Raw genomic sequence first — 15,884 nt, forward strand, 5'->3', positions numbered from 1 at the left:
ACAATATTAAATATTAGCGATACTCATGATGTTGGCAAACACACCTGCCGCTGTTACGCTGGCACCAGCGCCATAGCCCTGAATCATCATCGGATATTCCTTGTAGCGCTCGGTGGTGAGCAGTACGATGTTGTTGCTTCCCTCCAGGTTGTAGAATGGGTGCTCTGGGCCTACAGCCTGCAGGCCAACGCTTGTCTTTCCACCATCGAGGGTGGCAACGAATCGCCATCGTTTGTGCTCCAGGTCGAGAGTTTTGCGCTTGGCCTCGAAGTCAGCATCCAGCTCTGGCAGTTTCTTCCAGAAGTTGTCTATGCTGCCCTTGAAGTAAGAGTCGGGCACGAAGAGGTGCTTCTCCACATCTTCCTGTTCCACTCTGTATCCAGCCTCTCGAGAGAGGATGACGAGTTTTCGTATTACGTCCATTCCGCTGAGGTCGATGCGTGGATCGGGCTCGCTGTAGCCTTTCTCTTTGGCCATGCGTACGGTCTCCGAGAATGGTACTACGCCTGAGATGGCGTTGAAGATGAAGTTGAGCGTACCAGAGAGAACAGCCTCAATCTTAAGGATTTTGTCGCCCGAGTTGCGCAGGTCGTTGATGGTTCCGATGATAGGCAGACCAGCACCCACGTTGGTTTCGAATCGGAACACCACGCCACGCTGTATGGCGGTTTTCTTCAGTCGCTCGTAGTTTTCGTATTCGCTTGAGGCTGCAATCTTGTTGGCTGCGATGATGCTCACGTTGTGTTCGAGCAGACTCTGGTAGAGGGCAGCCACGTCCTTGCTGGCAGTACAGTCAACGAAGACGCTGTTGAAGATGTTCATGGCGAGTATTGTGTCTCGCAGCACCTCGGGTGTGCTGGGGTCTGAGTTCTTCAGTTCCTCGCGGTAGTTCTCCAGGTCGAGTCCGTCGCGGTTGAAGATGGCGTTCTTGGATGAAGCGATGCCCACCACGTTGAGCTTCAGTTTGCTGCGCTCCATCAGGTCGGCATACTGGTTCTTGATCTGTTCTATCAGCTTTCCGCCCACGGTTCCCACTCCACAGATGAAGAGGTTGAGCACCTTGTATTCAGAGAGGAAGAAGTTGTCGTGCAGCACGTTGAGTGATTTGCGCAGGAAGTCGCTCTTGACGACAAACGAGATGTTGGTCTCCGATGCGCCCTGTGCACAGGCGATGACCGAGATTCCGCTTCGTCCGAGCGTTCCGAAGAGTTTACCGGCAATACCTGCAGCATGCTTCATGTTCTCGCCCACGATGGCGATGGTGGCAAGTCCGCATTCTGCGTGCATGGGGAACATGGCTCCGTCGGCAATCTCGTTCTTGAATTCCTCGTTGAGCACGCGTACAGCCTCGTTTACGTCCTGCTCGCGCACACCGATAGAGGTAGAGTTCTCTGACGAAGCCTGCGACACCATGAACACGGAGATACCCTCGTTGGCCAGGGCGGTGAAGATGCGTCGGTTGACACCGATGACACCCACCATCGACAGACCTGTAACGGTGATCAAAGCCGTTCCGTTGATAGACGAAATACCCTTGATGGGTTTCTGGTCGCCGTCAATTTTGTTCTTGATTATGGTGCCTGGGGCATCAGGATTGAAGGTGTTCTTCACCTTGATAGGTATATTTTTTACACAAACTGGGTAGATGGTAGGAGGGTAGATGACCTTTGCTCCAAAGTTGCAAAGCTCCATGGCCTCGATGTAACTCAGTTCGTTGATGGTATAAGCTGATTTGATGACACGTGGGTCGGCAGTCATGAATCCGTCGACGTCGGTCCATATCTCGAGCACCTCAGCATCGAGTGCTGCGGCGATGATGGCAGCTGTGTAGTCGCTTCCGCCTCGTCCCAGGTTGGTGGTGCGCTCTGTGTGCTTGTCGCGGCTGATGAAGCCAGGCACGAGCGAAATGCGGGGCAGCTCGTCGAAGGTTTCTTTCACCAGTTGGGTGGTCAGTTCGCTGTCGAGGGTGTGCTTTCCACCGATGCGCTCCGTTTTGATAAACTTGCGCGAGTCGAACCACTTGGCGCCACGTATGAGTGTGGCCACAATTTTCGAGCTGAGCCTTTCTCCGTAGCTCACGATGGCATCCTGTGTCTTCTCGCTGAGGTCGTGGATGAGGTAGACGCCGAAGTAGATGCTCTTCAACTGTTCGAAGAGCGAGTCAACCGAAATGAATAAGTTTTCTCTGTCTTTGGTGTCTGTGATGATTGTGTCGATCATCTTGTGGTGACGGTCTACCATGGCGTCGAACTCTTCTTTCCATTGTTCGTCGCCTTTGAGGGCAAGCTGTGAGGTTTGCAACAACTTGTCTGTGATTCCTCCGAGGGCGCTCACGACTACTACAACACTCTGTTTCTTGGCCTCATTCTCTACGATGCGTTTTAAGCTGAGGATGCTTTTTACGGAACCAACCGATGTTCCGCCGAATTTTAATACTTTCATTGCTTGTTTATTTTGGTAATGTAATGCCACCCCCGAAACGACCGGGGCCGAGACAAAACTTGGTTGCAAAAGTAAACAATTTCTATCAAACTGCCAAGGATTTGCTCAAAAAAGTTACAATTTGTTTCTGAATCCTTGTTTGCGTGCAGTTTTTTATGGGGTCGTATGTTGAGTTTTGATGGAAGCGAATCAGTTTGGGGTGTTTATGATTTTTCCGATGACGATTCCTGCTATTGCCATACCGAAGGAAGCGGTGATGTGGCAGAGCGAGCCGTTGATTTGCGCCTTCGTCGAACACCATTCGTGCTCCACCAACTGCTGGTCACCGGGAGCGTCGTAGACGGCAGTCTCTGTGCCTCTCTCGCCGCTGAGCAATTTGGCCTTGGGGCAGAGGCAGCCTCCGGTGCCGCAGGCTTTGTTCACGCCCAGGTTCTGCATCGGCTTCTCCTCGCTGTATACGCATTGGAACTTGCGGCGGGGGAAGGTCTTGTCCTTCTTGAATTTCTTGCGCAAGGCCCGTGCCAAGGGGTCGCCCTCTATCTTCCAGAACTCAGCCTTCCTGATCATGAAGGGGTCGCAGCGCAGGGCTGCACCCATGGAGGAGACGAAGGTGATGTGTCGGGGCAGGGCTGTGGCACGTAGAATGAGGTCGGCCTTGTCCTTGAGCGAGTCGATGGCGTCGATGATGTAGTCGTATTCCTCCATGTGGAACTCGTCGGCTGTCTTGGCCTCGTAGATTTTCTGATAGGCTGTGATGTTGGCGTTGGGGTTGATTTCGAGAAGGCGTTCGCGTAGTGCGTCGACCTTCACCTGTCCGATGGTGCGGCTTGTGGCCATGAGCTGTCGGTTGCAGTTGGTCACGCAGACGCGGTCGCTGTCCACGATGGTGATGTGGCGCACTCCGCTTCGCACGAGTCCCTCGGCGCACCATGATCCCACACCTCCTATTCCGAAGATGAGCACGCGTGCTGCCTGCAGTTTCTCAAGATTGTCTTTTCCCAAGAGCAGTTCTGTGCGTCGTTGCATTCCTTGCTCCATTCTTGTTATTTTGTCTCCCATCTTTTCTTGAAAATATGTAATGTGTTGTGTTTAATGCGTTATTTTTTAATTTGCAAAGGTACAAAATAATCACTCAATTTTTGCAAATGGGGAAGTTAAAGAAATTAAAGATGTTGTCTTTTGTGAAGAGTTAAAGGAGGTAGGGGGAGTTAAGACACTACTCCTATAAGCAGCACGCTCTGGGACCGTGGTGTGATGTACGACACGAGCAGCATCGGAGCGTGTGCTTCTCGACATCTACGAGCATGGCGAGAGTGCTTACAGCAACTGATTTTTGTGACATCTGAACCCATCGGCGTTTCGATCGTCAGTAGATATATAGAGAAGGGGCGCATGTTTTCCCCTGTAGAACTCCTGTAACGACATTGTAGCATTCTTTATGGCCTAATTAAAATCGCTGTAACCTTATTGACACATGATAGCCGTACTTTTGCACCCGGAATTTAACAAAGAATATTTTATAGTCATATTTAAAAAAAAGAAAATGGAAAAGAAAATTTCGGGAAAGCATGGCAACAGAATTGCTGTGATGAAAGAGAGAATGGCAGCTGTGGTTTTGACTTCAGCATTATTGTTGGGCGGCGGCTTGACAGCAAAGGCTCAAAACACGGAAGTAACCACCTGCTCGCAGAGTGCGGCGACCGCCATTCAGCAGAATCCTAACTGGAAGGAGAATGCTGCAGAATGGCAGAAGCTGAAGGGCGAAATCACACTCTACATGACCAACGACATGGGCCGCAACGGCTATTACGACCAGAAACCTATTGCCGAACTGATGGGCGAGATGGCCGACGTGGTAGGTCCTGAGTGCGTGATTGCAGCCGGCGACATTCATCATTTCAACGGAGTGGCTTCCACCCAGGACCCATTGTGGCTTACCAATTACGAATGGGTTTACTCTCATCCCGAACTGATGCTCGACTGGTTCGCCGTTTGCGGCAACCATGAGTATCGTGGCAACACACAGGCTTTCATGGACTACGGCAAGGTGAGCCGCCGCTGGATGATGAGAGAGAAATATTACACCAAGGTGTTCGACCACAAGGGAACCACCCTTCGCGTGGTGTTCCTCGACACCACTCCTCTCATCGACTCTTACCGCAAGGCCTCTGTCAAATATCCCGATGCCTGCAAGCAGGACGTGGAGGCTCAGCTCGCCTGGCTCGACGAGACCCTGAAGAATGCCAAGGAAGACTGGGTGATCGTAGTGGGCCATCATCCCATCTATGCCTACACCACGAAGAAGGAGAGCGAGCGTCTCGACATGCAGAACCGCCTGTTGCCCGTACTCCATAAATATAATAATGTGGCCATCTACGCCTGCGGACACATCCACAACTTCCAGCACATCCAGAAGAAGGGCGACAACATCGACTACGTGGTCAACTCCTCTTCATCTCTGGCCCGTCCTGTGAAGCCTACCGATGGTACTGTGTTCTGCAGTTCAGCCGACGGTTTCTCGGTCATTTCAGCCGACAAGAAGCAGCTCCGAATGTCGATGATCGACAAGGACGGAAAAATCATCCACACCATAGAAAAGGTGAAGAAGTAAATTCAAATCGAAAAAATCATTATACAGGAAAATTTTATGAATCTCAAGAAAGTATTATTCTCGGCCCTGATGCTGACAGCCACAGGCGCAGCAGTCGCCGTGACAGAACCCGAAAACAATGTCCTGATGGGCGGAGTCATCAGCGGACGTGTTGTCGACGCAGAGCGTCAGGCTTTGCCAGGAGCAACCATCATGGTGGAAGATTTGCATACAGGAGTAACAAGCGATGTGAACGGTTTCTACACCCTGCCCAACATGAAGCCCGGAACCTACAAGGTGAAGGTGTCCTACGTGGGCTATTCGCCCAAGACCTACGTCATCAAGCTGGTGGGCAGGAACGTGGAGCGAAACATCATCCTGAGCGAGGGCAACGAGCTCAAGGAAGTGGTGGTGAACGGAGCCTTCTACGGTCAGCGCAAGGCCCTGCAGATGCAGAAGGAGAACATGGGTGTGACCAATGTGGTGAGCGCCGACCAGGTGGGCAAGTTCCCCGACTCTAACATCGGCGACGCCCTGAAACGCATCAACGGCATCAACGTGCAGTACGACCAGGGTGAGGCCAGGTTCGGACAGGTGAGAGGCACTTCTGCCGACCTTACCTCGGTGACCGTCAACGGCAACAGAATGCCTTCGGCAGAGGGCGACACCCGCAACGTGCAGCTCGACCTGATTCCTGCCGACATGATTCAGACCATCGAGGTGAACAAGGTGGTGACCTCCGACATGGACGGCGACGCCATCGGTGGCGAAATCAACCTCGTGACCAAAAACACCCCCAGCCACCAGGTGCTCAACTTCAACGTCGGTTCAGGCTACACATGGATCAGCGGCAAACCACAATGGGACCTGGCAGCAACATGGGGCAACCGATTCTTCCAGAACCGACTGGGCATCATGGCCTCTGCCTCTTATCAGTATGCTCCCGGAGGTTCCGACAATACCGAGTTCGAATACGAGGAGAACGACGACAAGGAGATAGAGCTGAAGGAGGCTCAGGTGCGCCAGTACTACGTCACCCGTGAGCGTCAGAGCTACTCCCTGGCTTTAGACTATAAGTTCAACCCCCTGCACAAGATTTCGTTCAAGGGCATTTACAATCGTCGCAGCGACTGGGAGAACCGTTACCGCATCAGCTACAAGAAGCTGAACAGCAAGGCTTCCAAGCAGAGCGTCGTGTTACAGACCAAGGCGGGCTCGTCCGACCAGAAGAACGCCCGACTGGAGTTGCAGCAGACCATGGACTACACCCTCGACGGAGAGCACCAGCTGGGCAACCTGAAGATGGACTGGGCTGCCAGCTACTCGCGAGCCACCGAGGAGCGACCCAACGAGCGCTATGCTTCCTATAAATATAAATATGGTAAGAGTGAAACCGAGTTCATCGACTTCGGCGACGGCTTCCAGGACGTGGGCGACAAGCAGCCTTACTACGCCAAATCGCTCCCATCACTCGACGACAGCCACTGGGTGCTCGACGAGCTCAACAACTCCAACCAGGACATCGTGGAGAACGAGTGGAAGGGACGACTCAACTTCACCCTGCCGCTCTGCAAGGGGCTCTACGGCAACACCCTGAAGTTTGGTGCCAAGTACACCAGCAAGAACAAGAAGCGCACCACCTCATTCTTCGACTACGACCCCGAGGAGGTGCTGGGCGACGACTGGCGCAGCAACACCTCGCTGCAGATTCGCGACGGCTTCATGCCGGGCAGCCAGTATCCTGCCAACTCGCCATTCATCTCGATCAGCACGTTGGGTAAAATCGACTTCAGCCAGTATGAGGGAACAGAGAACTACGAGGAGGAAGCCGGCAACTATAAAATCCGCGAGCAGATAACAGCCGGTTACCTGCGCTTCGACCAGAAGATAGGCAAGAAACTCTCAGCCACCCTGGGTCTGCGCGTTGAGCGTACCGACCTGAAGACCAGCGGCTACAATGTGGACATTCCCGAGGACGGCGACCCAACCATGAAGCCTACAGGCGACATCAAGAGTCACTATATAGACCTCCTGCCAAGCCTCTTGCTGAAGTACAAATACTCGGACGACGGAAGCCTCAGAGCCTCCATCACCAAGACCATCTCGCGTCCTAAGTATTCGGCACTTATCGCCAACAAGACCTTCAATATTGCCGACGAGGAGGCTACCATCGGCGATCCTAACACCAAGCCAGCAAGAGCGCTCAACATCGACCTCTCTGCCGACCACTACTTCAAGAGTGTGGGACTGGTGAGCCTGGGACTCTTCTATAAGGACATCAAGAACGTGAACGTGGAGTGGGCTTCCAACAAATACTTGGGCAGCGACCTCGGACTCTCGGGCGACAATGCCGACAAGCAGTTTGCGGTGACTCAGAACATCAACGCCTACGACGCCCGTGTGTATGGTGTGGAAGTGGCTTATCAGCGCGACTTCGGTTTCATCACACCAGCCCTGAAATGCCTCGGCTTCTACGGCAACTACACCTACACTCACAGCACCACGCGCAACTTCAACGAGCGCCTCGGCATCGAGGACGGCGACGACGTGAAGGTGGCAGGCTCGCCTGAGCATACTGCCAATGCCTCGCTCTTCTTTGAGAAGTGTGGACTGAGCCTCCGTCTGTCTTACAACTTCGCTTCTTCGTTCATCGACCAGATGAGCACCAGCCGTGCTCTCGACCGCTACTACGACAACGTGAACTATCTCGACCTCAACGCCAGCTACACCTGGGGAAAGAAGCATAAGTTTACAGTCTACGCCAACGCCAACAACCTGCTCAACCAGCCTTTGCGCTACTATCAGGGTGAGAAGAACCGCACCATGCAAGTGGAGTACTACGGAGTGAAGATCAACGCAGGTATTAAGGTCAACCTGTAAGGGACACAATCAGCACGCCCTACCTTACAGTGCGTGCTGTTTTGCGAACCTTCCGATAAAAATGTCACACGATTGTAACACGTTCTACATCATGGTGTAATATGGCTCTTGTACTTTTGCATCAGAAAAAGGAAACATGAATTAAATGATTAGGCTTATGGAACTGACAATGAATCAAGCCAACATGAATCTTGGCAACGCAAACGCAGAGTGGGGCAGTACGGGATGGAGAATGCCCGAGTTTGGCTTTCAGAAATACGTAGCTGAGGCTGTGAAAAGCATTTTTCACACCATCCACAGCAGTTTCAATTATCACAGCAAGGCAACAACCCGCGAGCTGCTTGTCTTCCTGGTCTACGCCGTTGTGCTTCAGGGCGTTCTGATTCCTACCGAGTCCTACACCACGCTTCATGCCGATGTGAGCATGATGGCAGCAGCAGGACTTGCCGACCTCGTGGCCTGCATCCTTCCAGGCGTCGCCTTGGTGTGGAGATGGATAAAAAGCCATTCGAAACTTCAATAAATTTTTTGCCGGTTGCAGGAAAAAATGTAACTTTGCAGTCGTAACATTTTCAAAAGACTCAAAGCTGCATTTATGAAAAGTCCCCAAACCATCGTCGCCCTTACGGCAGCAACCCTGTTGCTGGTTGTGCTCTTCGTGCTCAACCTCGCCATGGGAAGCGTCAGCATTCCCCTGGCCGACGTATGGGCAGTTCTTACAGGAAACGTTACGGGAGAAGCGTCCGACACCTGGCGCTTCATCATCATAGAGTCGCGACTGCCTCAGGCCATTATGGCGCTGATGGGAGGAGCGGCTCTTGCTGTTAGCGGACTCCTGTTGCAAACCACCTTCCGCAATCCTTTGGCGGGTCCCGATGTGTTTGGCATCAACAGCGGAGCAGCCCTTGCGGTGGCAGTCGTCATGCTGGGCATGGGCGGCAGTCTGTCGGCAGGCTCCCTCTCCCTGGCGGGTTATGCGGCGGTTCTGTTTTCGGCTTTGGTGGGTGCCTTGGCGGTGACGGCGCTCATCTCGGCACTTTCGGCTGTAGTGCGCAGCAGCACCATGCTGCTCATCATCGGTTTGATGATCGGTTATCTGGCCAACAGCGCCATCACGCTGCTCAACTTCTTTGCCACGAGCGAGGGTGTGAAGTCTTACACCGTCTGGGGAATGGGCAGTTTTGGCAACGTCTCGCTCTCCAGCATCCCTGTGGCAGCCGTGGTGATCGGTCTTTTCCTCCTGGCGGCTTTGGCGCTTGTCAAGCCTCTCAATGCCTTTCTCTTGGGCGAGCTGTATGCAGAGAACCTGGGTTACGACACCCGCAAGCTCCGTCTACTGCTGCTCCTTGTCACAGGCGTTCTCACCGCCACGGTCACCGCCTTCTGTGGACCCATCGCCTTCATCGGTTTGGCCACGCCCCATATCGCGCGTCTCTTCGTCACGACCGAGAATCATCGTGTTCTCTTGCCCTCCACGATGCTCTTGGGTTCGGTCATCGCCCTGCTGTGCAACTGGCTTTGCGCCCTTCCCACCCAGAATGGCATGATTCCCCTCGGAGCAGTCACCCCACTTCTTGGTGCTCCCGTCATCATCTACGTGCTGCTGAAAAGGAGGTAGTTTAACATTATCTTCTTGTTTTGTAAAAGGAAAAAACTCATAGAGGCAGCACGCCCTGAAGGGGGCAGAAGCTCTTAGCCCGTACATAAACTACTTGCGGAACTTGAGTAAAGTTCAATTAATGTTTCATTGCGCATGGTATTTTCAACGCTGAGTGTTGACTCATACTCCTCTAAAATTCCCCTTTAGCGGTAGAGATTTCTCTGAGCCAAACAGGGGATCGTGGGAGCGAATGTGACGATTGCCGCATTCGCTCCCATGTATTTTGCATTCGCTCCCACGAATCTCTGTTTCGCTCCCATGAACGTCAGATTCGCTCTGGCAGAATCGTCTGTAATCCTTAAACAGAGTGGGCTCTCTGCTTCTTCTCTTCTGAGGTTTCTCAACTTCTCTCTTCTGAGAGTGAGGTAATCTCAGCTTCTTTCTCTGCCATTTCTCGTTGGACAGTGAAAGCACTTGTTCTATTTCTGCATCTTTGGCCATATGTTTGTTGTTTAGATTTCGATTGCAAAGTTCGGAATTTTTTTTGTAACCGTTGTTATCTCCTATATGAGATAACAACGTTAATTTTGTTACGAAAGTTTAGTATCTCTTAACTCTCTGAGCATTTTTTTCCATCATGCCAAAATGCCGGGCAAAAAACAACTTTGGGGATTAGAAGCACTTTTTCTAATCCATTTTTCTTGCGTCCCCCTTATTATCAATACTTTATACCATTTTTCTCGCGTTGTTTATATATAAATGTTGAAATGAATCGGCACGGCAGCAGTTTTGGTAGTAATAACTGTTCAAAAAGGGTAGTAAATTCTGTTTCCATCCACTTTTTTAGTTGTGGATTTGGTTGGGTTTAGCGAAGTGCATCCACAGGGGATGCGCCCTTTTGGGGAGTGCCCAAATCCCCTGTTTTTAGCCCCGCATCCCCTGTTTTGGGTCCCGCATCCCCTGTTTTGGGGTGGCAAATCCCCTCATTTCTCCACTTTTTTCGTTTTCTTTTACATCGATTTTGTGTTTTTCTTCATGAATTTTGCATATTTTCCCATTTTTTTGTCAAATTTTCTGCTTGCGCAAACGCAAATTGGCAGATTTAGGGAGTTTGCCCAGGGCCGCACCTTCCACCTCACCAAGGGCGACTTGACAGGAATGAGTCTGATTTTGTATTGTGGTCATTTCTGTCAAAGTCATTTTTGTCATTTTCAACATTTGATGTCTTCCGCATGATTTAGTCATTTCATATCATAAAAATAATGCCCCAATAAAATACTTTTTATTGTCTTTATGGCTTCATATCGTTTTTTTTGTGTATTTTTGCATTTAGAATATCTTTAAACGGGAAGTCATAATAAAAGAAAATGGAACTGCCTAAGGTAATAAATAATATTTCTGAACGATTGATAGACGATTTGAGAGACAAGTTGTCTAAAGGCTCTCGTGTGTCAATTGCAGCAGCCTCCTTCTCTATTTATGCTTTTGAGGTATTAAAGGAAGAACTGGAGAATGTGGAAGAATTGCGTTTTATTTTCACCTCACCTACATTTATCAAAGACAAGGTGAAAAAGGAGAAACGTGAGTTCTTTATCCCGAAACTCAACCGTGAACGCAACCTTTATGGCTCCGACTTCGAAATCAAACTCCGTAACAAACTGGAACAGAAAGCCATCGCCAAGGAATGCGCAGACTGGATCAGACGTAAGGTAAAATTCAAGTCTATCGCTTCTCAGGAACCGATGAGCGGTTTCCTCTATATCAATGGCGAACCCCCACATACATATACACCTTTCAATGAGTTCACTACCACAGAATTGGGATGCGAGCGGGGTAATAGCGTTTATTCCATGATCAATGTCATGCCATCACCCATTGCTGAGCAATATCTGAACGTATTCAATGAACAGTGGAAGAATGGCGATAAGTTTGAAGATGTTACTGCCAAGGTGCTGGAATACATAGAAACCGTTTATCAGGAAAATTCACCCGAGTTTATCTACTTCATTACGCTATATAATATTTTCAGCGAGTTTCTCGATGATATCAACGAGGATGTTCTTCCTAACGAGAAGACCGGCTTTCGGGAGAGTGTAATTTGGAAAAAACTTTATAATTTCCAAAAGGATGCAGCCCTGGCTATCATCAATAAACTCGAAAAATACAATGGTTGCATCCTTGCCGATTCGGTGGGTCTGGGTAAAACCTTCACGGCGCTGAGCGTCATCAAGTATTACGAAAACCGCAATAAGTCGGTTCTCGTATTATGCCCTAAGAAGCTCTATGACAACTGGAGTACCTTCAAGACTAATTACAAAAACAATCCTCTTGCCGCCGACCGCCTTCGCTATGATATCCTGTTCCACAGCGATTTAAGCCGAGATAGAGGTATGTCAAACGGAATTGATCTTGAAAGAATCAACTGGGGTAACTACGACCTGATAGTCATAGACGAAAGCCACAATTTCCGCAATGGCGGTAATGTGGATGACGAGGATGATGAGGCTGACAACCTGGATATATTGGATGATGGTAAGAAGAAGAAGGAAAACCGCTATCAGCGACTGATGAACAAGGTGATTAGAGCAGGAATCAAGACAAAAGTCCTGATGCTGAGTGCCACTCCAGTCAACAACCGTTTCAACGACCTGAAGAACCAGTTGCAGCTGGCATACGAAGGTCATGCTGAGCAAATCAACGAGGTTCTTGACATCGACCGCAGCATAGATGATGTGTTCCGCTCTGCACAGTTGGCATACAACCGATGGACCAAGTTGCAGCCCAAAGAGCGCACCACGCAACGCCTGCTTGAAGAACTGAACTTCGATTTCTTTGAATTGCTGGATGCGGTTACCATCGCCCGAAGCCGAAGCCACATCGTGAAATACTACGATACGAAGGATATCGGTAAGTTCCCTACCAGATTGGCTCCTATATCCCGCCGTCCAAAGTTGACGGATTTGAGCGATAGCATCTCTTTCAGCGAGATTGCTGAACAGCTGAACAGGCTGAATCTGAGCATCTATACGCCGTCACTCTATATCTTTGATAGCGTGAAGGAGGATTATGAAATCAATATGGAAGGCTCGGGTATTTCTATCGACGGACGAGAGAAGGGTCTCCGCAAGCTGATGGCCACCAACCTGCTCAAACGTCTGGAGAGCAGCGTCAACTCCTTCCGTCTTACCTTGCAGCGCATCCAGGAATATATAGACGAAACGCTGAATATCATTGATAGCAACGGGCGCAGCGGTTCTGTGGATGTTACCGAGTTTACGGATGATTTAGATAGCGCAGATAGCGATAACGACCCATTTGTGGGCAGAAATTCCAAAATCAACCTCCGGGATATTGATGTGATTCGCTGGTCACGTGATCTTCGCAGCGACCAGGAGAATCTTGCCCTGCTTCAGATGATGCTCCAGGATATTTCTCCCGAGCACGACTCCAAGCTGCAGATGCTCATCGAAGATTTGAAGCACAAGTTTGAGCATCCCATCAATCCGGGCAACAAGAAGGTGATTATCTTTACAGCCTTTGCTGATACCGCCAACTATCTTTACGACCAGCTGGCGGCACGCATCAAGGCGGATTGTGGGTTGAATGTGGCGCTTATCACGGGTTCTACGGATGGCAAATGCACCATACCGAAGTTCCCGATGAGTTTCAATAATGTGCTGACCTATTTCTCGCCCGTATCGAAAGACCGGGCTGCTCTCTTCCCGAATGCCACCGAGGAGATTGATGTGCTGATTGCCACCGACTGCATTTCCGAGGGTCAGAACCTGCAGGATTGTGATTTCCTCATCAACTATGATATCCATTGGAATCCTGTCCGCATCATCCAGCGCTTCGGCCGTGTGGACCGTATCGGCAGCAGAAACGATGTCATCCAGTTGGTTAACTACTGGCCAGATATGGAGCTGGACCAGTATATCGAACTGAAAGGTCGTGTAGAGAGCCGTATGAAGGCCACCGTCCTCACCAGTACGGGCGACGACAACCTATTGTCGCAGAACGAGAAGGGTGACCTGGAATACCGTAAGAACCAGCTCAAGAAGCTTCAGGAAGAAGTGATAGACATAGAGGATATGGATACAGGTATCAACATCATGGATTTGGGACTGAATGAATTCCGCCTCGACCTGCTGGCATACGTCAAGGAAAATCCGAATGTAGAACACTCGCCGTTCGGCATGAATGCGGTGGTGGCAAGTTCGAAGCATGCTAAGCCGGGCGTTATCTTCATCCTGAAGAATAGAAACAGGAATATCAATATAGACCGTAAGAACTTGCTGCATCCGTTCTATATGGTGTATCTGGGCGAAGACGGCTCCGTCATCTGCGACCATCTGCAGCCTAAGAAACTGCTCGATGTGATGCGCCACGTTTGCCGAGGCAAGAGCCAGCCGGATAAGGAGTTGTGCGCCATCATCAACCGGGAAACGGCTGACGGCCGACAGATGAGCCATTATAGTGATATGTTGGCGAAGGCGGTTGACAGCATTATTTCTGTCAAGGAAGAGTCGGATATCGACAGCCTGTTCTCCATGGGCGAGACGAGTGCCTTGCTGGGAGATGCCAAGGGGCTGGACGACTTCGAGTTAATAACATTCTTAATTATCAGATAGATATGATAGATTTACATTATCCTCCAACCACGTTTGTAAGCAAGCCTGTTCCCAAGAACGCTTTCTACAGGCATCTGGAAGTGAATGCGAAGATGAAGCAGCACTTCGTAGATGATGTGGTGGCTATCAAGTGGCTTTATAAGTTGGCTCCTTCCACCCTCAATGTGGCAGATGGCAAGGAGGTTCACGAGATTGTGGTCTTTTCTGCGCAACTGAAGTCGCAGGATTGTCCGGATGATGTCTTCCTCTTCATCGATAGGAACATGCCTCGCCACGTGGTGTTTATCCTGGAATATGAGGGGCAGTATAAGCTGTTGCTCAACTATAAGGAATGGCTGGATGCCACGGCAGGAACCTTCAGGATAGTGAAGTCTTTCGCTTCGGAATGGCTCCGTGAGGCAGATTTATCTTTGCCTATCCAGGGACTTACGATGGATGCCATCTATGAAAATATGGCAGGCGTGATTTCCGGCTATGGCACGAGCCGTAGCGAGGAAACTAAGCGCATGGTGGAGCTGGATTCCTTGATACAGAAGGGCTGGAAAGAGATTGCAGCCTTGCAGAAGCGGGTTAGAACCGAAAAGCAGTTTAACCGGCAGCTGGAACTGAACAACGAGGCTCGGGCGTTGAAGAAGAAGGTTGCTGAGTGGGAAAAAGAAATGGATGTTTTTAAAAAAGGAGAATATTATGGCTGATTTAAAGAATGATAGTGAAGTCCTAAACGATATTCGCAAAATAATAGAGCAGGGGAGACATCAAGCCTATGCTGCTGCGGGACAAGCAGCTATAGCCACTTATTGGGGTATTGGCAGGCGAATAGTAGAAGAGGAACAGCATGGTGATGAACGTGCTAAATATGGTACACATTTGATTACAGAACTTGCAGCAAAGTTGATACCTATATTTGGAAACAACTATAGTAAACGCAACCTTCAGCATTATCGCAAATTCTACATTTTATTTCCTGATTATTCAAAAGTGTACGAGTTCGTACACAATTTGAATTGGACACATATTAGGCGACTGTTGTCTGTGGTAAATCCGGAAGCACGAATGTGGTATCTAAAAAATGCCTCTGAAGAGATGTGGAGTACGACAACTCTCGATCGTAATATTTCGTCTCAATACTTCGAGCGTCGTCTGGCTGCACAACGCGCAAATCCAGATATGAAAATGACCGAAGCTGTTGCTCCTTATAATGATAGTGATCCTTTGGAATACATAAAAAATCCAATGATTGCTGAATTTATGGGATTCAGGAAAGATACGAAGTTCGATGAATCACAGTTAGAACAGGCTTTAATAGACAACCTACAACAGTTTATTTTAGAGCTTGGAAGAGGCTTCGCTTTTGTTGACCGTCAGAAGCATATAAAGACCGAAACTGGTGACTATTATATCGACCTTGTCTTCTATAACTTCCGTATTAAACGTTTTGTTTTGTTTGAACTCAAGACACACACGCTGACTCATCAGGATGTAGGACAATTGGATATGTATGTTCGTATGTACGATGACCTTGTTAAGGGGGAAGACGATAATCCTACAATAGGTATTTTGCTTTGTGCTGAAACCGATAAAACTATAGCAAAGTATTCTGTATTGCATGAAAGTGAGCAGCTATTTGCTGCTAAATATATGGCTTTTATGCCTACAGAAGAGGAGTTGCAATGCGAAATAGAAAAGCAAAAGCGTTTCTTTTTGTCACAACATGGAAATAATGAAGAATAATTTATAAAAT

The 15,884-nt window shown here is 49.5% G+C and carries 9 protein-coding genes; 7 read left to right on the forward strand and 2 right to left on the reverse strand.

Annotated features, from left to right (window positions below):
• Window positions 1-6 precede the first annotated feature (6 nt).
• Both thrA and F7D20_RS08250 read right to left on the reverse strand, forming a co-directional pair.
• Entirely contained in the window at window positions 7-2,442 is a 2,436-nt protein-coding gene (gene thrA, locus F7D20_RS08245) for a bifunctional aspartate kinase/homoserine dehydrogenase I (RefSeq protein ID WP_158463624.1), read from the reverse strand.
• A 189-nt stretch (window positions 2,443-2,631) separates the two neighbouring features.
• Window positions 2,632-3,501, reverse strand: coding sequence for a tRNA threonylcarbamoyladenosine dehydratase (locus tag F7D20_RS08250; protein ID WP_158463625.1), 870 nt, complete (start codon window positions 3,499-3,501; stop codon window positions 2,632-2,634).
• Window positions 3,502-3,985: 484 nt separating this feature from the next.
• On the opposite strand from F7D20_RS08250, the gene F7D20_RS08255 reads away from it, so the two are divergent.
• The 7 genes from F7D20_RS08255 (at window position 3,986) to F7D20_RS08285 (ending at window position 15,874) form a co-directional block, all read left to right on the forward strand.
• Window positions 3,986-5,053, forward strand: a complete 1,068-nt coding sequence (locus tag F7D20_RS08255) for a metallophosphoesterase (RefSeq protein ID WP_158463626.1) — start codon at window positions 3,986-3,988, stop codon at window positions 5,051-5,053.
• 36 nt (window positions 5,054-5,089) lie between these two features.
• Window positions 5,090-7,912, forward strand: a complete 2,823-nt coding sequence (locus tag F7D20_RS08260; protein ID WP_158463627.1) for a TonB-dependent receptor — start codon at window positions 5,090-5,092, stop codon at window positions 7,910-7,912.
• A gap of 157 nt (window positions 7,913-8,069) precedes the next feature.
• On the forward strand, window positions 8,070-8,435 hold the full coding sequence (locus tag F7D20_RS08265) for a hypothetical protein (RefSeq protein WP_158463628.1): 366 nt from the start codon (window positions 8,070-8,072) through the stop codon (window positions 8,433-8,435).
• A gap of 72 nt (window positions 8,436-8,507) precedes the next feature.
• Window positions 8,508-9,530 (forward strand): iron ABC transporter permease, encoded by a 1,023-nt coding sequence (locus F7D20_RS08270; RefSeq protein WP_158463629.1) that lies wholly within the window; start codon window positions 8,508-8,510, stop codon window positions 9,528-9,530.
• Between the two features lie 1,349 nt (window positions 9,531-10,879).
• Complete coding sequence (locus tag F7D20_RS08275) at window positions 10,880-14,143, forward strand: helicase-related protein (RefSeq protein ID WP_158463630.1); 3,264 nt, start codon at window positions 10,880-10,882, stop codon at window positions 14,141-14,143.
• A gap of 2 nt (window positions 14,144-14,145) precedes the next feature.
• Window positions 14,146-14,838, forward strand: a complete 693-nt coding sequence (locus F7D20_RS08280; protein ID WP_158463631.1) for a DUF4391 domain-containing protein — start codon at window positions 14,146-14,148, stop codon at window positions 14,836-14,838.
• Window positions 14,831-15,874, forward strand: coding sequence for a PDDEXK nuclease domain-containing protein (locus F7D20_RS08285; RefSeq protein ID WP_158463632.1), 1,044 nt, complete (start codon window positions 14,831-14,833; stop codon window positions 15,872-15,874). Before F7D20_RS08280 ends, F7D20_RS08285 begins: the two co-directional genes overlap by 8 nt.
• Window positions 15,875-15,884: the final 10 nt, after the last annotated feature.

It is taken from the genome of Segatella copri (assembly GCF_009495355.1).
Lineage (GTDB): Bacteria > Bacteroidota > Bacteroidia > Bacteroidales > Bacteroidaceae > Prevotella.

What these genes read in the sequence shown, in the direction of transcription:
- F7D20_RS08285 (WP_158463632.1), top strand. Translation starts at nt 14,831, where the DNA reads ATGGCTGATTTAAAGAATGATAGTGAAGTCCTAAACGATATTCGCAAA.
- F7D20_RS08280 (WP_158463631.1), top strand. Translation starts at nt 14,146, where the DNA reads ATGATAGATTTACATTATCCTCCAACCACGTTTGTAAGCAAGCCTGTT.
- F7D20_RS08270 (WP_158463629.1), top strand. Translation starts at nt 8,508, where the DNA reads ATGAAAAGTCCCCAAACCATCGTCGCCCTTACGGCAGCAACCCTGTTG.
- thrA (WP_158463624.1), bottom strand. Translation starts at nt 2,442, where the DNA reads ATGAAAGTATTAAAATTCGGCGGAACATCGGTTGGTTCCGTAAAAAGC.
- F7D20_RS08255 (WP_158463626.1), top strand. Translation starts at nt 3,986, where the DNA reads ATGGAAAAGAAAATTTCGGGAAAGCATGGCAACAGAATTGCTGTGATG.
- F7D20_RS08250 (WP_158463625.1), bottom strand. Translation starts at nt 3,501, where the DNA reads ATGGGAGACAAAATAACAAGAATGGAGCAAGGAATGCAACGACGCACA.
- F7D20_RS08260 (WP_158463627.1), top strand. Translation starts at nt 5,090, where the DNA reads ATGAATCTCAAGAAAGTATTATTCTCGGCCCTGATGCTGACAGCCACA.
- F7D20_RS08265 (WP_158463628.1), top strand. Translation starts at nt 8,070, where the DNA reads ATGGAACTGACAATGAATCAAGCCAACATGAATCTTGGCAACGCAAAC.
- F7D20_RS08275 (WP_158463630.1), top strand. Translation starts at nt 10,880, where the DNA reads ATGGAACTGCCTAAGGTAATAAATAATATTTCTGAACGATTGATAGAC.